Annotated in this window: 14 protein-coding genes; 6 read left to right on the plus strand and 8 right to left on the minus strand. The window is 74.9% G+C overall.

The window, feature by feature from the left end; all coding sequences use genetic code 11:
• Nucleotides 1-90 precede the first annotated feature (90 nt).
• A complete protein-coding gene (locus OG715_RS42355) occupies nucleotides 91-168 on the minus strand; it encodes a tryptorubin family RiPP precursor (protein ID WP_350540985.1) in 78 nt (25 codons plus the stop codon).
• 529 nt (nucleotides 169-697) lie between these two features.
• Here OG715_RS42355 and OG715_RS03915 point away from each other — a divergent pair.
• Nucleotides 698-1,804 carry a hypothetical protein gene (locus tag OG715_RS03915; protein ID WP_327064078.1) on the plus strand — a complete coding sequence of 369 codons (1,107 nt, stop codon included), beginning with the start codon at nucleotides 698-700 and terminating at the stop codon, nucleotides 1,802-1,804.
• Between the two features lie 145 nt (nucleotides 1,805-1,949).
• Nucleotides 1,950-5,759 carry a tetratricopeptide repeat protein gene (locus OG715_RS03920; RefSeq protein ID WP_327064079.1) on the plus strand — a complete coding sequence of 1,270 codons (3,810 nt, stop codon included), beginning with the start codon at nucleotides 1,950-1,952 and terminating at the stop codon, nucleotides 5,757-5,759.
• 96 nt (nucleotides 5,760-5,855) lie between these two features.
• Here OG715_RS03920 and OG715_RS03925 read toward each other — a convergent pair whose 3' ends face one another.
• The 4 genes from OG715_RS03925 to OG715_RS03940 all read right to left on the minus strand — a co-directional run bounded on the left by OG715_RS03925 (nucleotide 5,856) and on the right by OG715_RS03940 (nucleotide 9,154).
• The gene (locus tag OG715_RS03925) at nucleotides 5,856-6,698 is read right to left on the minus strand and encodes an inositol monophosphatase family protein (protein WP_327064080.1); all 843 of its coding nucleotides are present in this window, start codon (nucleotides 6,696-6,698) and stop codon (nucleotides 5,856-5,858) included.
• 96 nt (nucleotides 6,699-6,794) lie between these two features.
• Entirely contained in the window at nucleotides 6,795-7,946 is a 1,152-nt protein-coding gene (locus OG715_RS03930; protein WP_327064081.1) for an MFS transporter, read from the minus strand.
• Between the two features lie 180 nt (nucleotides 7,947-8,126).
• Complete coding sequence (locus OG715_RS03935) at nucleotides 8,127-8,600, minus strand: DUF3093 family protein (protein WP_327064082.1); 474 nt, start codon at nucleotides 8,598-8,600, stop codon at nucleotides 8,127-8,129.
• Between the two features lie 152 nt (nucleotides 8,601-8,752).
• On the minus strand, nucleotides 8,753-9,154 hold the full coding sequence (locus OG715_RS03940) for a Cif family virulence factor (RefSeq protein ID WP_327064083.1): 402 nt from the start codon (nucleotides 9,152-9,154) through the stop codon (nucleotides 8,753-8,755).
• 311 nt (nucleotides 9,155-9,465) lie between these two features.
• On the opposite strand from OG715_RS03940, the gene OG715_RS03945 reads away from it, so the two are divergent.
• Together OG715_RS03945 and OG715_RS03950 are read left to right on the plus strand one after the other, a co-directional pair.
• Nucleotides 9,466-10,377 carry an ornithine cyclodeaminase family protein gene (locus tag OG715_RS03945; RefSeq protein ID WP_327064084.1) on the plus strand — a complete coding sequence of 304 codons (912 nt, stop codon included), beginning with the start codon at nucleotides 9,466-9,468 and terminating at the stop codon, nucleotides 10,375-10,377.
• A 72-nt stretch (nucleotides 10,378-10,449) separates the two neighbouring features.
• The gene (locus OG715_RS03950) at nucleotides 10,450-11,097 is read left to right on the plus strand and encodes a GNAT family N-acetyltransferase (protein ID WP_327064085.1); all 648 of its coding nucleotides are present in this window, start codon (nucleotides 10,450-10,452) and stop codon (nucleotides 11,095-11,097) included.
• 79 nt (nucleotides 11,098-11,176) lie between these two features.
• On the opposite strand, the gene OG715_RS03955 is transcribed toward OG715_RS03950, so the two are convergent.
• The 3 genes from OG715_RS03955 to OG715_RS03965 form a co-directional block, all read right to left on the minus strand.
• A complete protein-coding gene (locus OG715_RS03955) occupies nucleotides 11,177-12,409 on the minus strand; it encodes a serine hydrolase domain-containing protein (RefSeq protein WP_327064086.1) in 1,233 nt (410 codons plus the stop codon).
• 152 nt (nucleotides 12,410-12,561) lie between these two features.
• Nucleotides 12,562-12,768 carry a hypothetical protein gene (locus OG715_RS03960; RefSeq protein ID WP_030395545.1) on the minus strand — a complete coding sequence of 69 codons (207 nt, stop codon included), beginning with the start codon at nucleotides 12,766-12,768 and terminating at the stop codon, nucleotides 12,562-12,564.
• Between the two features lie 287 nt (nucleotides 12,769-13,055).
• Nucleotides 13,056-13,556, minus strand: a complete 501-nt coding sequence (locus OG715_RS03965) for a MarR family winged helix-turn-helix transcriptional regulator (protein ID WP_407661089.1) — start codon at nucleotides 13,554-13,556, stop codon at nucleotides 13,056-13,058.
• 128 nt (nucleotides 13,557-13,684) lie between these two features.
• Between OG715_RS03965 and OG715_RS03970 the strand changes: the two genes are divergently transcribed.
• Nucleotides 13,685-15,175, plus strand: coding sequence for an MFS transporter (locus tag OG715_RS03970; protein WP_327064087.1), 1,491 nt, complete (start codon nucleotides 13,685-13,687; stop codon nucleotides 15,173-15,175).
• Between the two features lie 134 nt (nucleotides 15,176-15,309).
• Complete coding sequence (locus OG715_RS03975) at nucleotides 15,310-15,876, plus strand: hypothetical protein (protein ID WP_327064088.1); 567 nt, start codon at nucleotides 15,310-15,312, stop codon at nucleotides 15,874-15,876.
• Nucleotides 15,877-15,909: the final 33 nt, after the last annotated feature.

Genomic DNA, 15,909 nt, shown 5'->3' on the forward strand with positions numbered 1-15,909 from the left:
CGGCGAACGCCCCGCTCGCGGCGAGCGGGCCGTGCCCGGCGGGTCCGCTCGGGACCCGCCGGGCACGCGTCCGGCAACGGACCGCCGGAATTAGATCCAGCCGTACCAGGCGTAGGCCTTCAGGCTCTTCTCCGGCATGACCTTCTTCACGAAGTGAACGAGCTTCATGACAGCACCTCCATGTCTCAGAAAACGATGACGAACAACATTGCGGCGAGCGGCGCCCGGAGCGAACTCCTAGGAATTTCGGGTTCCGTTTGCCCCCCGCTGCAACGAGTGAATACCGGCCGCAAATCACGGTCAAGTGTGACGCAGGTCACTCCAACGAACGCTCGGACGGGCGGTTTGACGCCCCGCCGACGAGCCCGGGCACTGTTGACGCGAGCGCGACAGTGCTGGTCAGCGCCACGTCCGACCGATGGCTGCCAGGTGAACAGCGCGTTCCCGGCGAGGGTCGGCCGGGGGCCGGAAGGCCCCAACGGAACGTTCGGTCTGCCTCATGGGGCATCGCGGCTGCCCGGTCGTGGCACCCGGGCAGCCGCACCGGGGCGGTCCGACCCGCCGCCGGAGGCAGAGCGGCGGGCCGCCCCGATTCCCCTTGCCCGACCCATGGTTGAGTCCCGCCCGCGCGCGTACCCTCGGTCGCGAGGGCGGGACTCCGGAGCCTGGGGGGCGACGAGTGGCTGTGGGACTACTGGTGGGATTCGCGCTGGGCTGTCTGGCGTCCGCCGCCGCCATGTGGCGCCTGACACTGGGCGCGGCCCGGCAGGCCGCGCGCTCCGCGGCGAGGGTCGAGGCGGCCGCCCTCAAGACCGTCGGCACCGGCACCTCCGCCGCACCGGCCGCCGCGAAACCCACCCCGGCGAAACCGGACGCGGCGAAACCGGACGCGAAGGCCCGCCCAGCCGCCGTCGGCACCTCCGCCGCACCGGCCGTCGCGAAACCCGCCCCGGCGAAGCCGGCCCCGAAGGCCCGCCCGGCCCGCCCGGCCCGCCCGGCCCGCCCGGCCACCGCCACCCGAGCGGCGTCGAAGCCCACGCCGGCACCCGCCCCCGAGCCCGCGCGCCCACTCACGCCGATGACCGCCGATGACGGCCTCCCCCGGCTGCGTCCCGCCTCCGGGCCCAACGACGACCGGGGGCCGGTGCCCCAGAGCCGGCCGGACGAGCGGTTCCACTTCTCCGGGCGGTGCGAGGGCAACGACATCGAGTACGAGTTCCCCATCGAGTGGCCGGAAGGCACCGTCGCCGTGGCCCAGATCGAGGTCGCGACGAGGGGCTACCTCAGCATCAAACCCGTCACCAGGACGCGCGACCGCATCGAGTCGCACTCCTCCCTCCTGCACCTGGGCTCCTCCGACAAGCGGAAGGGCGTGCGCACCCTCCTGACCCGGGACCTCACCCACCTCTGCGTGGAATCCAGCGGCGCCGGCGAATGGTCGGTCCGACTGTACGGCCCCGACGAGATCGACGAGTTGACCGGCATCATGGAGGGATACGGCTCCACCGTACTGGCCGTCGGCCCGGACACGCCGGCCGACTGCATCGCACACGTCAAAGCCTCCTACTGGTCGGCCGAGTTCATCTGCGCCTGCGGACGGACCGACGAGGACTCCGACGAGTGCGGGTGCCGAACGCCCCCCGGTCTGCCAAGACGCCCGACCCTGGCCGCCTACTCGACCGGCGAGGCGCTGCGCACGCTGCAGTTGCCGAGGCCCGGCGTGCTCCAGTTGCAAACCGCCAAATCGTCCGACCCCTGGCGCCTGGAAGTCCGCCCCCGTACCCCCGGTCCGCAGGATCGCTGACCGCCCGGCCCGGCCTCGCGGCGCACTTTGACCGATCGTTACCGGCACTTTGCGCCCGGACGCGCGGGTACGGCGACCGCGCCGCTACCCTGTGCTCCGCAGCGGAACGACCGCCCGGCCGTTTCCGCTCTCGCTGGGGGCGATTGTGGTCGAACGTCTGGTGGTGGACCTCCACGCCGACGGCCGGATGCTGGTGACGGAACAGCCGTCCGGGGAGATGTCCCCCGCACCCGCCGTCGACGCCGGATGGCTGCGCCGGCCCCTGGCCGACGCGCCGATGGAGAGCCTGCGCTGGTACTTGGAGGACTACCTGCGGACCCCGCTCGGTGCCTACGGCGAGCGCGGTCCGCAGATCGCCCGGCAGCTCCCGGACTGGGGCGCGCGGGTGTTCTCCGCGCTGTTCGGCACCGGACCGGGCCGGGACGCCTACCTCCGGGCCCGCGGGCGCGGCGGCGGGCTGGAGATCGTGCTGCGCTCGGGCTCCGCCCAGTTGCTCGCCCTCCCCTGGGAGTTGATGACGGACCCGGAGCGACCGGTGCCGCTGGTGCTGGACGACGTCGTACTGAGCCGCCGGACACCGGGCACGGAGGACGGCGGCAGCCCGGCCCCCCGGACCGCCCGGTCCCGGCTGCGGGTACTGCTGGTCGTCGCCACCCCCGACGACCCGGCCCGCCCCGACCACCGGCCCCTCACTCCGACGCTGCTGCGGTTCCTGCGCGCGGAACACGCCGCGGTCGAACCCACCGTCCTCCGCCCACCGACGCCGGACCGGCTGGCCGAGGTGCTGCACGAGGCCCGGGAGGAGGGCCGGCCGTTCCACGTCCTCCACTTCGACGGGCCCGGTCCGACCGACGTGCCGGCCACGGTCCCCGTCCCGCTGGTGGTCCTGACCACCGGCCGGTCCGCCCCCGAGCCCGGACTGCCGGAGGCCGTGGCCGCGTCCCGGCTGCTCCAGGGGGGCGCGCACGCCGTGCTCGCGCTGCCGTACCACCTCGACGCGCCGGCCGCCGCCGGGTTCCTGGCCATCTGCTACGAGCGGCTCCGCACCGGCGATCCGGTGGCCCTGGCCGTGGCCGCAGGGCGCCGCCGACTCGCCACGCAGGACCGACGCACCTCCCCCAGGGGCCCACTGCCGCTGGCCGACTGGACGGTCCCGGCCCTGTACAGCCGGCCCGGGGCGGCACTGCCGGGACCGGACACCGCTGGGGCCGTGCAACTCGCCGACGAGCACGGGACGGCCGACGCCACGGCGGCAACCGAGCCGCCGGACACCCCGGACCACCATGACGAGTTCGCACCCGTCGGCGGGTTCGTCGGACGGGACGGACTGCTGCTCGGCCTCGACACCGCGACCCGACGGCACCGCGTGGTCCTCCTCCACGGCGCCGCCGGCATCGGGAAGTCCGAACTGGCCAAGGCCTTCGGCCGCTGGTGCCGGGAGACCGGCGCGGTGGACGGGCCGGACGCCGTGGTCCTGCACGCCTTCGAAACGGGCGCCGCCGGGCCCGTCGCGGCCGGGGTGGTCGAGCGGATCGGCCGCCGGCTGTTCGCACCCGAGGAGTTCGACCCGCTCCCGCCCGCCGAGCGCCGGGCCGCCGTCGAACAGGCGCTGACCACCCGCCGACTGCTGCTGATCTGGGACGACGTCGACTCCCTGGCCTCGGACCCGGAGGTGCCGGACGAGGAGCGCGCCGGACTCCGGGCCCTGCTCGACCTGGTCGCCCGGCAGGGGAGCAGCACCGTTCTGCTCACCAGCCGCACCCACGAGGACTGGCTCGGCCCCGCCGCTCTGCGGATCGAGGTTCCGGGCCTCGACCCGGGCGAGACCGTCGAGTTCGCCGAACACCTGCTCGCCCCCTCCGCCGACTCCACCGGGGCCCCCGGCTCCCCCGACACCGTCCGCCGGCGCGGTCTGCGGGTGTTCGGCGAACTGCTGGAGTGGCTGGGCGGACACCCCCTGGCCATGCGGCTCGCGCTGTCCTCGCTCGACTCGCACGAGCCGTGGCAGACGCTGGACACGCTGGTTCGCGGCGCGGCCGCGCTGCCCGGCTCCCCGGCCGACGGGAGCCCGCCGCCCACCCCCGAGGCCGTTCCGGCGGCGCTCACGCTGAGCACCGACTACGCGCTGGCCCGCCTCGGCGCGGCCGACCGCCGGGCGCTGTCGGCCGTCTCGCTCGTGCACGGGGTCGCCGACGCCACCGTGCTCGCCCTGCTCTCCCGCCATCCGCTCGCGCCCGAGCGCTTCCGGGGCCTCGGCACCGAGGACTGGCAGCGACTGCTGCTGCGGGCGGCGGAGCTCGGTCTGCTGGCGCCCTGCGGCCGCACCGCCTACCGGGTCCACCCGACGGTCGCCGCCCGACTGGCCGCCGGATGGCGCGCGGCCGGGCCCGGCTTCGCCGAGCAGCACGAGGCCGGGCTGCAGGCCCTGCTCGGCGCCCAGGTCAACTTCTGTCTGCTGCTCAGCCGCGAGCTGCACAACGGCAGCGCCGAGTTCGCCCTGACCGCGCTCGACCTCCAGCGGCCGTCGATCGGCGCGATGCTCGCCCGGGCCCTCGACCGGGGCCTGTGGCTGCAGGCACTGGCGCTCGTCCGCCCGCTGCACGAGCACTGGAACGCCCGGGGCACGGACCTGGAGGCCCGCCACTGGATCGACCGGGTGCGGACCGCCGTGGAGGAGGCCGACGGCACCCCGCCCGTCCTCGACAGCCCGGCCGGGTCCCTGTGGCTGTACGTGGTCGGCGCCGACGCCCGGCGGCTGCTGCGGCTGGGCGTGGTGGACGGGGCCGAGCGCGCCCTCCGCGAGATCCACCGCGCCGCCGAGCTGCACCCGCCCGGTGCCGAGCAGCTCGACGAGCTGGCCGACTGCCACCAGCGGCTCGGCGGGATCGCCGTCGACCGGGGCGACTTCGGCGAGGCCGAGGAGTGGTACCTGCGGTCGCAGGCCCTGCTGGAGCGGCTCGGGGACGTGGAGGGCCTCGCGATCGGCCACCACCAGCTGGGGGTGATCGCCCAGCGGCTCGGCCGACCGGACGACGCCGAGCGGCTGGTCCGGCAGGCCCTGGACCTCTTCGAGCGCCTGGGCGAGACCGGCCGGGCCGCCGCCTGCCACCACCGGCTCGGCGTGCTGGCCGAGGAGCAGGGCCGCTTCGAGGACGCCCACGGGTGCTTCGGGCGGGCGCTGGCGGCCGTCCGCGCGACGGCCGTCGGCGCCGTGGCCGACCTGTCCGTCGCGGCGGAGCTCCACCACCGGCTCGCCGCCGTCGCGGCCGAGCTGGGCCGGCTCGACGAGGCGGAGGACTGGTGCGAGCGGGCGCTGGACCTCGCCGAGGAGTCCGGCAGTCGGGCCGGCGCCGCCGACGCCCACCACCGGCTCGGCGTGCTGGCCGCCGCGCGGGAGCGGTTCGCGGAGGCGGAGGCCCGTTACCGCAAGGCCCTGGAGATCCGGCAGGACCTCGGCGACCTGGCGGGCACCGCGCTCGGCGAGCACCAGCTCGGCCTGGTGGCGACCCAGCGCGGGGACCTCGCCGAGGCGGAGCGTCGCCACACCCGGGCGCTGGCGCTCCGGGAGGAGCTGGGCGACCGGGTCGGAGTCTCGGCCGGGCACCACCAGCTCGGGCTGACCGCCCAGGCGGGCGGCCGGGCGGCCGACGCCGAGGCCCGGTACCGCAAGGCGCTGGAGGTCTCGCACCGGATCGGCGACACCCCCGGACTGGCCCGCACCTTCGGGCAGTTCGGGCTGTTCGCGGCGGAGCAGGGACGGCCCCGGGAGGCGATGGAGTGGCTGGTCCGCAGCATCACCGCCTTCGAGGAGTTCCCGCACCCGGCGACCTGGCCGAGCGTGGTCGGCCTGCGCCGCCTGGCCGTCGACCTCGGCCCCCGCTCCGTCGAACGCGCCTGGCGCACGGTCACCGGCCGCCGCCTCCCGGACGCCGTCCGGGAGCAGGTCGCCGACTGACCCCGGGGCCCGACTGACCCCGGGGCCCGGCCGACGCGGGCCCGGCCGTCGCGGGCCCGACCGACGCGGGCCCGACCGACGCGGGCCCGGACCGGGCTACCCTGCCGGGGCCTCGCCCAGCAGGAGACTCCGGATCCGGGTCAGGGTCCCGGCGTCGCGGGCCGTGGTGAAGGGGAGGGCGTTGCCGCCGGCGAGGCGGAACGGCGCGCCGGTGAGGGTGGCGTGGGCGCCGCCCGCCTCGGCGACCAGGAGCAGTCCGGCCGCGTGGTCCCAGGCGTTCTCCCAGGCGAACACCGTGGCGTCGACGGCGCCCCGGGCGATCGCCAGGTACTCCAGCCCCGCCGATCCCGCGCACGGCCGGGTGCGCACGCCCTCGGCGCGCAGGCCCAGCAGCGCGCGCTTGCGGTCGGGCGTGGTGAAGCGGGGGTGGGAGGCGGCGATCTCCAGCGCGGTCCCGGACTCGGGCGGGCCGGCCCACAGCGGGACGCCGTCCAGGTGGGCGCCGCCGCCCCGCAGGGCCGTCGCCATCTCGTCCCGGACCGGCGAGTACGTCCAGGAGGCCAGCAGCTCGCCCCGGTGCGCGAGCGCGACCAGCGTGCAGAAGCCCTCGTCGCCGCGGACGAAGGTACGGGTCCCGTCGATCGGGTCCACGATCCAGACCGGCCGGTCACCGCCCAGCTCCGCGTAGAGGCCCGGGTCCGCGTCGACCGCCTCCTCCCCCACCACGACCGAACCGGGGAGCAGTTCGGTCAGCGCGGCCGTCAGGTGCTCCTCCGCACCCCGGTCGGCGACCGTCACCAGGTCGTGCGGGCCCTTCTTCTCGGCCACCTGGTCGGCGGTCAGCGAGCGGAAGCGCGGCATGATCTCGGCAGCCGCCGCCCGCCGGACCGCTTCCCCCACCGGGCCCAGGCACTCCGCAGCGAAACCTTCGTCGATCATCCGCCCATCACACCACAGATACGGGCACCCCAGCTCCACCCGATCAGACGGACGGGATCAGCGACCGGCGCACCCTCCCGCCCCGCCCGCGCCGGCTCAACCCTCCGCGTCGAGCGGCCGGGACGACCGGGGACCGGCACCGGGCAGCAGGGAGGCCAGAGCCAGCACCACCGCCGTCCCCGCGACGCCGCACAGGGCGGCCCGGAGGCCGACCGAGGAGGCGGTGAGGCCGACTGCGGCGGGCCCGAACAGGCAGCCGCCGTAGCCGATCGAGGCGACCACCGCCACCGCGGCGGAGCGGGCCTCGGGGCGAGCCCGCTCCCCGGCCAGCGAGAGGATCGTGGGCGTGCACACCGAGGTGCCCAGACCGGCCACGACGAGCGCCGCCAGCATCGACCGCACGCCCGGCGCCAGCGCGGCGCCCAGGGTGCCGACGGCCGCCACCGCCGCGCCCAGGGCGAGCAGGTGCCGCTGCGGCAGCCGGGCGGTGAGCCCGTGCCCGGCCAGGCGTCCGACCGCGGCGGCGGCGGCGAACACCACCGGACCGGCGGCGGCCGCGCCGGAACCGGTGTGGAAGACCGAGCGCAGCATCACCGCGCTCCAGCTCTGCCAGGCGTTCTCGATCAGGTACGCGAGTCCGCACAGCGCCCCGAGGGCCAGCAGCGGCCGGTCCGTGACGGCGGGCCGCCGCCGGTCGCGACGGGACACGGCCGACGGCGGCCCCGCCGGGCCGGGGAACCCGATCACCACGGCCGCGCCGGCCAGGAGCACGGTGGTCACCAGCAGCACCCGGTCCGCCCGGAGGCCGCGTTCCAGGGCGAGACCGGAGCCGAGGGCGCCGAGCACCACGCAGGCGGAGAAACAGGCGTGGGCGGCGTTCATCAACCGGCCCGAGCGGCCCTCCTCCTCGCTCGCCAGCGTGTTGATCCCGACGTCGACGGCCCCGGACGCCGCGCCCAGCACGGCGAGCGCCGCCATGAGCGCCCTCGCCCCGTGCGCGAGACCGGGCAGTACGGCGGCGGCCGCCATCAACAGGAGGATCACGGCGACGGCCGAGCGGCCGAAGCGGTCCACGGCCGCGCCCGCCAGTCGCATCGAGCCGAGGGCGCCGAGCCCGATCATCAGCACGGCGACGCCCAGTTCGGCGTTGCCCACCCCGGCCTGCCGCTGGACCTCCGGGATCAGCGCACCCCAGGCACCCCAGAACACCCCGAACGCGCCGAACCCCACCAGCACCTGAACTCGCACCAGAACCACCAGTCCCATCCGTCACTGACGGACAGGTCCATTCCCACTGCTGCACCCCCGCAGCACACACCCCCCAGGGCGCCAAAGAGTGCGCCCCGAGCGCGTCCGGCGGCCCGGGCGCTGCGTCCGGCGCGGGCGCCGGGCCGAGGCGGACCGGAGCGGGGCGGACCGGAGCGGCCGTCAGCGGCCGTGGGAGGCCGAGGCGGTGCAGTGGTCGCGCGCCTCGGCGAGCGCGGCGGCCAGGGCGGCCGGGCGGCGGGTGGAGAGGTAGACGTAGGGGCAGAGGAGGGAGGGTTCGGCGACCTCCACCCGGACCGCGCAGGGCAGGTAGCTGCGGATGAGGAGCCGGGCCCGGGGGCTCGCCAGCCGGGTGCGCCAGGCGAAGGCGGCGGCCTGGTCGAGGACCTCGACCGCGCCCGCGTGCTCGCCCCGCAGCACGATCGGACCGGCCACCAGAACGCCGTCGCACACCCGGATCCGCACCCCGCCGTACCGGCCGAACGCCGGCGCGAGCGCCATCAGCAGGACCGTGCCGGCGGCGACGGCGATCACCGGGGAGAGCGGGAGCAGCGCCGCCGCGAGCGCGCCGGCGGCCACCAGCGCGGCCAGCCACCAGCGCAGCGGGACGGAGAGTCGTTCGTCGTAGATCACCACACCCGGGATGCTGCCATGCCGTCGGCCGACCGCCGACCCGGGGCCGCCGAGGACCGCCCGGCGCCGGACAGTGGGGCGAGGCGGGGTGAAGTGAGGCGAGCCCAGACGAGGTGAGCCCAGGTCAGGTCAGGTCAGGTCAGCTCAGGGTCCGGTCAGGCCCGGTCGTGCCAGGAGAAGGCCGTGATCCGCCAGCCCTCCGGGGTCCGCACGAACTGGATCGTCTTCGTCCCGACGCCCTCGTAGGGCTTGCCGTCGAAGAGGCCGTACTTGCGGTACTCGCCGAAGCGCGAGGCGACGTCGCCCTCGATCTCGGTCCGCTCGGAGGTCTCCCACTCCGAGAAGCCGACCAGCCGCCCTTCCGGTGCCAGCAGCCGTTCGCGCGGCTCGATGAACTCCTCGACGGAGTAGACCGTGAAGGCCGGAGCGGTGCTGACGATCACCCCCTGCGGGAGCATCAGGCGGCGCAGCCGGGCCACATCGGCACCTCGGCCGTCCCGGTTGTCGAACGCCCCGAAGAACTCGGCGGTCAGCTGGTCGATTTCGGCCTTGGACATGATCCGACCGTAGCACCGGACGTCGCGCAGATCACCCCTTTGATGAAATGTCACACACCACACCGGGTCGAACCTTCCGCCCCGGGACCGCACATCCAGGTGTCGCGCATGTGATGATCCGGACTCGCGCACTTCCTCCTCGCCCTGCCCGGCACCGACGGTGGAACGGCGGAGGCCGCCCGGCGCCTGGTCGACGGCCTGGCCGAGGACGTCCCCCGCCTCGCGGCCGAGGTCCGCGCCCCCGGCCCCGCGCACGGGCCCCGTCGGCCAGTGCTGCGCCCCCGCCGGACGGCCGGGGGAGACTCTCCCCCATGACCCAACTGCTCTCCCGTGCCGACGTCGAGGCCGCCCTCGACCTCCCCACCGCGCTGGCCGCCCTGGAGGCGGGCTTCCGCACCGCCGACCGGCTGCCGCCCGCCCACCGCGTGGGCAGCGCGCTCCCCGGCCCCGGCACGGCGATGTGCCTGCTCCCCGGACTGCTCCCCGACGTGCCCGCCTACACCGTGAAGGTCAACGCCAAGTTCCCCGGCGCGACACCCGCGCTCCGCGGGATCGTCTGCCTGCACTCGCTGGCCGACGGCGAACTGCTGGCACTGCTGGACTCCGCCTCCGTCACCGCCTGGCGCACCGGCCTGGCCGCCGCGCTGGCCACCCACGTGCTCGCACCGGAGCAGGCCCGGACGGTCGCCGTGATCGGCGCCGGTGCGCAGAGCCGGGCCACGCTCCGGGCGCTGCGCACCCTGCGGCCGGTCGACGAGGTGGTCGCCCACGACCTCGACCCGGACCGGGCCGCGGCGATCGGCCGCGCCGTGCCCACCGCGCGGGCGGCCGTCGACGCCGCGGACATCGTCATCACCGCCACCTGGTCGCGCGAACCCCTGCTGGACGCCGACGTACTGAGGCCGGGTCTGCACCTGACCGCCCTCGGCTTCGACGAGCGCGGCAAGACCGAGCTCTCCCCCGCCCTGCTGCGCGCGAGCCGGCTCGTGGTGGACGACCGTGCCCTCGCCACCGCTTCCGGGGTCCTGCACGGCCCCGGCCCGGACCCGGACCTCGCCGTCGAGTTCGCCGACGTCCTGCGCGGCACCGTCCCGGCCCGGCCGGACGACCGGCCCACCGTGTTCGCGCCGATCGGCCTCCCCTGGCAGGACCTCGCCCTCGTCTGGCCGGTCCACCTCGCCGCCCGCTCCGCCGGCACGGCGCCCGCCTTCGACTTCCACTGACCCGCCGGAGCGGGCCTCCGCCGAAGGAAAACCGCTGGCGGCGCGCCTGACGACCCGGTAGGAAGGACGCCCATGAGCACTCCAGTCCCCGCACTCGTCCCCGCACCCGTCCACGCCGGCCCGGACGGCGCCGAGCCGCGCACCTTCCGCCGCACCACCCTCGACCTGGGCGACGTGGTGCTCCGGCCGTGGGAGCGGGCCGACGCCGAGCCGGGCCCGATACTGGACAGCCTGGTCGCCGCCGCGGCCGATCCGCTGATAGCCCTCTGGAATCCGCTCGCGACCCGCGACCCCGCCGCCGCCCTGGCCTGGCTGGAGGCCCGCGAGGAGAGCTGGGACAAGGGCACGGCCGCGCCGTTCGCGGTGCTGGACGCCGCCGACGGCGCCCTGCTGGGCTGCGTCAACCTGCGCTGGACCGACCGCGCGGACGGTCTGGCGATGATCGGCTACTGGGCCCCGCCGGCCGGACGCGGCCGGGGAGTGATCGGCCGGGCCACCGGGGCCGTCACCGCCTGGGGCTTCCGGACGGCCGACGCCCGCCGGATCGAGGTCGCCCACGCCGTCGGCAACGAGGCGTCCTGCCGACTGGCCCTGAAGTGCGGCTACCTCCCCGAGGGCACCCTGCGGGCCTCGTTCCGCTTCGGCGACGGGACGTACCACGACGAGCACCTGCACGCCCGCCTGGCCACCGACCCCGAGCCCGACCTCGCGCCCCGGTAGCGCCGGTAGTCAGCGGCAGCGCGCCCGGAGCTCCACCGGACCGACCGCCCGGCGGAGCTCACGGACCGCCGACGACGGGTCAGCCCACGTTGAGCGGGTGGTCCGGGGCCAGCAGGGCGGCGATCCGGCCGGCCACCTCCTGCGCGGTGTTGCGGTCCGGGGCCCCGCAGTTCCGCGTCGTGCTGACGGCGATGGCCAGGTGCTCGTCCGGCTGGTACGCCTCGATCGCCGCGTAGCCGAAGAAGGAGGGGTTCGACAGGATCCAGCCCCGGTCGACGATGACGCCCAGGCCGAAGTGCTGGGCCTCGGTCTGCGGCAGGCAGACGTCCTGCGGGCAGCCGTGCACCGGACCGGGCAGGCCGACGGTGCCGGGGTTCAGCTGGGTCCGGAAGGACTGCTCGGAGAGCAGCTCACCGGTGCCGACGGCCTCCACCGAGCGGGTCAGGTCACAGATGTCGCTGATCAGCACCGCGCCTGGGGCGGTGGTCCAGGACGGGTTCCAGAACGTCGACTCCTCGTACGTGCCGCGCGAGGCGGTGAAGGCGTGCTGCACGGGGGTGGGGATGTCGGGGGTGAAGCTGTTGGCGGTCCGGCGCAGGCCGAGCGGCCCGAAGATCCGCTGCTCCAGCAGCTGGTCCAGCCGGGTGCCGGTGATCTTCTCCAGTGCCTCGCCGAGCAGGACGAAGTTCGCGTGCGAGTAGCTCCAGTTGGTCCCGGGGTCGTACCAGAAGTTCTGCGCGGTGGAGATCGCGACCAGTTCCTCCGGGGTCCAGTGCCGGAACGGGTCGGCGGCGAGCGCGTCCAGGAAGCCCTGGTCGGTGACGTAGTCGGCGAGCCCGGAGGTGGTGTCGCCGAGCATCCGCAGGGTGATCCGGTCCGCCTGCGGCAGGTCGGGCAGCCAGGGGGCGACCGGGTCGTCCAGGCCGATCCGGCCCTCCTCGGCGAGCTGCAGCAGGACGATGCCGAGGAACGGGAAGGCGACCGAGCCGGCCCGGAAGTGCATCGCGGGCTCGGCCGGAACACCCGTCATCGACTCGCCGAGGGCGCCGGTGACGAGCTCGTGTCCGTCGACGGTGACCCGCAGGATGACCGACTTCAGGTCGAGCTCCTGCTGGACCTGCCGGGCGATGTCGAGCACCTCGCGGGCCCGGGGGTCGGCGTCGGGGTCCGAGCGGACACAGGAGTGCGCGGGCGAGGGGGACTTGGCGAGGGCGCGGGCGACGGCCGGCGGTCCGGCCGGGAGGGCGACGGAGGTCAGGGTCGCGACTGTCACGACGGCGGCGGCGAGCGCCCTGGTGCGGGAGAAGGTCATGTCCGCACTATGGGCGGACCCTCCGGGCACGATCCGGCGCAACACTCCGCAGCGTCCTCCGGTGGGCGCAGCGCGGCGTCCGGAGGACCGCCCCGCCGGGCGCGCGCGAACGCCCCGGGGCCTCGGCCCCGGGGCGTTCGAGGAGCGTGGGATCAGCCGTTGGAACGGTCGAAGTACTGCACCCAGCTGCCGCGCGGGCCGACGAGGCCGACCGCACCGTTGCCGGCCTGCAGGCCCGACGAGGCGGACGGCTGCGAGCCCCCACCGTGAGCCACCGCGGCGGTCGGCGCGATCACGGCCGCCGCGGCGGCGACGGTGGCGATCACGGCGAACTGGCGGAGCTTTCCACGAACCGACATCTCAGGTTCTCCTTGATGGATGGTCAATAGCCTTGGCCGACCGCCTCCGAGGACGGCCGGACGCGACACACGTTTGCACACGAACGTGGAAAACCGGCTGTCGCCCGCAACCCGGGCGGGCCGAACGGGTGAGAACTTACGTCCCCGGGGTGACCTCGACAGGCCCGTCCGGCCGTACGCCGCCACGACGCGCCGCCACACACCCCCGGGCCTCGCACACGGCACCGCTCGGCCCTCGCCCAGCCTTCGAGGCGAGGGCGGCGATCAGCGAGTGCATGCCCCGCACCCTAGAGCTTGCCGCGCGACCGCTGCGCGGTGGGTGCGTCGCCCGCGGCGAGGTGGGCGTCCATGGTGGCGTTCAGATCGGCCATGAACCGCTCGAACTGCTCCAGGAGTTGTGGCGGGTAGGGCGACATCGCGGCATCGAGGCGGCCGGCGAGCGGACCGAAGAACTCGTCCGCCCGCTCCTGGATGTGCGGGCCGCCGCGCAGGGTGACGATGCGCCGGTCGGAGTGCTCGCGGGTGCGGGTGATGTGCCCGGCCGCTTCGAGGCGGTTCAGCAGTGCGGTGGTGGCACCCGTGGACAGGGCGATGCGCTCGCTCAGCCGGGCCGGCGACAGCGGGGTCCCGCGCTCCTCGGCGGCGGCGATCTCCAGTACCGCGACCGCGTCGGTGGAGTGCAGTCCCAGCCAGGCCGCGAAGCGCCGGCTGAGCTCGGCGTAGTGGCCGCCGTAGATCCGCAGCCCTTCCATCAACCGCTCGCGCCGCGCCGCGACACCCTCGCCCATCGCTTCCTCCACCGGGCCCGCCACCTCTGCTCTCCTGCCGGGCGTCCAGGGTCGGCGGCCCGCTTTGACAACCTACCTCCACCACTTTACCTTCATGGTGGAATTACTTCACCATGGAGGTATCTGGCGTGCGTGACCCGTCCCCCACCCCCGACGAGACGACCGGGCCCTACCGCTGGCGATGGCTGATCCTGGCGGTGATGATCGTCGCGGAGATCATGGACCTCCTGGACGCCTCGATCGTCAACGTCGCCGGGCCGGACCTGGAGAGGTCCCTCGGCGCCGGGTCCCTCGGACTGCAATGGGTGATCGGCGGTTACGCCCTCACCCTCGGCGCCGGCCTGGTGCTCGGCGGCCGGCTCGGCGACCGCTACGGCCGGCGCCGGATGTTCCTGACCGGACTCGCGGCCTTCACCACGAGTTCGCTGCTGTGCGCGGCAGCGCCGAACATCGGGTCGCTGATCGCCTTCCGTCTGCTCCAGGGCACCGCCGGAGCGATACTTCTGCCCCAGGGGCTGGGCCTGTTGCGGGAGAACTTCTCCGGCCCCGAACTCACCAAGGTGTTCGGGATCTTCGGACCCGTGCTCGGCCTGGGTGGCATCGTCGGCCCGGTCCTGGGCGGCTTCCTCATCGAGGGCGACTTCTTCGGCCTCGGCTGGCGGTCGGTGTTCCTGATCAACCTGCCCATCGGCATCGCGGCACTGGTCGTCGCCGCGAAGTTCGTGCCCAGGAGGGCGGGCGACCGCACGGTGCGGGTCGACCTGACCGGCGCCGCCCTGGTCGCCGCCTCCTGCGCCCTGCTGGTGCTGCCGCTGAACCAGGGCCAGGAGAACGGCTGGCCGCTGTGGACCCGGCTCTCCATCGCCGCCTCGGCGATCGGCTTCGCCCTCTTCGCCCTCCAGCAGCGCCGCACCGCCGCCGCCGGCCGCGAGCCGCTGGTGACCCCGGGCCTGCTGCGCAAGCCGGCCTTCACCGTCGGACTCGGCGGCATCGCCCTGTTCTTCGGCGGGCTCGTCGGCACCCAGCTCGTACTGACCCTGTTCCTCCAGATCGGCCGCCACTTCACCGCCGGCGAGGCGGGCCTCGGCAACCTCCCCCTCGCGGTGGGCACCGCGATCGGCGGCGCGGTCAGCGGCGCGTTCCTCGCGGACCGGATCGGCCGCAAGGTGCTGCAGATCGGACCGCTGGTCCAGCTGGCCGGCGCGGCCGTGCTGTGGTTCGAACTCGACGGCCTCGACGCCGCCACGTTCTCGATCCTGGACGTCCTCCCCGGCGTCGCGGTGGCGGGCATCGGCGCCGGTATGGTGATCGCCGCCCTGTTCGGCTTCGTCCTGGCCGCGGTCGACGACGACGAGATCGGCTCCGCCTCCGGCGTCCTGTCCGCGGTCCAGGCCGTCGGCGGCTCCATCGGCGTCGCGGTCTTCGGCTCGGTCTTCTTCGCCCGCGCCGAGACCGCCGACTTCACCGGCGGCTTCCACGACGCACTGATCGTCCAGGCCTGCCTGCTGGTGGCCTTCCTCGCGATCACCTTCCTCCTGCCCGAACAGAGCCGCCCCGACGACGAGCAGCACGGCACGGCCACCGTCTCCGACGCGAAGCCGCACTTCACCGTGACCTGACCCGACCGTGCACCTGCGCGGACGGGGGCGACAAGCGGCTCGTCAACGTCCAGAGTGGGCCTCCGACAACAACTCGGCCCCGCCCCTTCGCCCCGCCGGACCCCGGCGGGGCGAAGCCGCTCCCCCGCGCACGGATGGAGAGACCCATCGCCCGCACGCCCGCACGCCTGTCCGTCGCCACGGCACTGAAGTACCTCGTGGCGGCGACCCTGACGGTCTCAAGTATTGGAGCCTGCACAGCGAACACCGACTCCGGCAAGGACGCCCCGCTGCCGGTCAAGTCCCGTGACGACGCGCTCAGCTGGGCGCAGCAGATCACGGAGCACCTGGCGCAGACCGCCGGCATCACGATCAACGCCGAGCCGGTCGACCCGCTCTTCTCGCCCTGTGTCGGCAAGAACGGGGAATCCGCACCCGACGACCGCTACACCCTGTTCTACGCAGTCCACAGCTACGTCCCGAACGCTCAGCACAACGAGGTGGTCCGCAAGGTCAGGGACCTCCTCACCGGCGAAGGGCTCAAGATCTCCGCCTACCAGGAGACGCCCGCCACCGAGCCGAACTCCACCGTCATCGCACGCCATCCCGGGAGCCGGTACGTCGTCGACGTTTCCAGCACCGCCGGCGACAACCGCATGGTCCTGGGAATCACCACCCCCTGCCTGAAGCCCCCGTCCGGGCCGGCCGCCGCTGCGCCGTAGTCCCGGGTGGCGGGCCCCGGGGTGGTGGGTGGT

This window comes from Kitasatospora purpeofusca (genome assembly GCF_036010405.1).
GTDB classification, from domain to species: Bacteria; Actinomycetota; Actinomycetes; order Streptomycetales; family Streptomycetaceae; genus Kitasatospora; species Kitasatospora purpeofusca.

Coding starts and splice junctions, on each gene's coding strand:
- OG715_RS42355 (WP_350540985.1), bottom strand. CDS start 168: ATGAAGCTCGTTCACTTCGTGAAGAAGGTCATGCCGGAGAAGAGCCTG.
- OG715_RS03925 (WP_327064080.1), bottom strand. CDS start 6,698: ATGATCGACGAAGGTTTCGCTGCGGAGTGCCTGGGCCCGGTGGGGGAA.
- OG715_RS03940 (WP_327064083.1), bottom strand. CDS start 9,154: ATGTCCAAGGCCGAAATCGACCAGCTGACCGCCGAGTTCTTCGGGGCG.
- OG715_RS03945 (WP_327064084.1), top strand. CDS start 9,466: ATGACCCAACTGCTCTCCCGTGCCGACGTCGAGGCCGCCCTCGACCTC.
- OG715_RS03950 (WP_327064085.1), top strand. CDS start 10,450: ATGAGCACTCCAGTCCCCGCACTCGTCCCCGCACCCGTCCACGCCGGC.
- OG715_RS03955 (WP_327064086.1), bottom strand. CDS start 12,409: ATGACCTTCTCCCGCACCAGGGCGCTCGCCGCCGCCGTCGTGACAGTC.
- OG715_RS03960 (WP_030395545.1), bottom strand. CDS start 12,768: ATGTCGGTTCGTGGAAAGCTCCGCCAGTTCGCCGTGATCGCCACCGTC.
- OG715_RS03965 (WP_407661089.1), bottom strand. CDS start 13,556: ATGGGCGAGGGTGTCGCGGCGCGGCGCGAGCGGTTGATGGAAGGGCTG.
- OG715_RS03975 (WP_327064088.1), top strand. CDS start 15,310: ATGGAGAGACCCATCGCCCGCACGCCCGCACGCCTGTCCGTCGCCACG.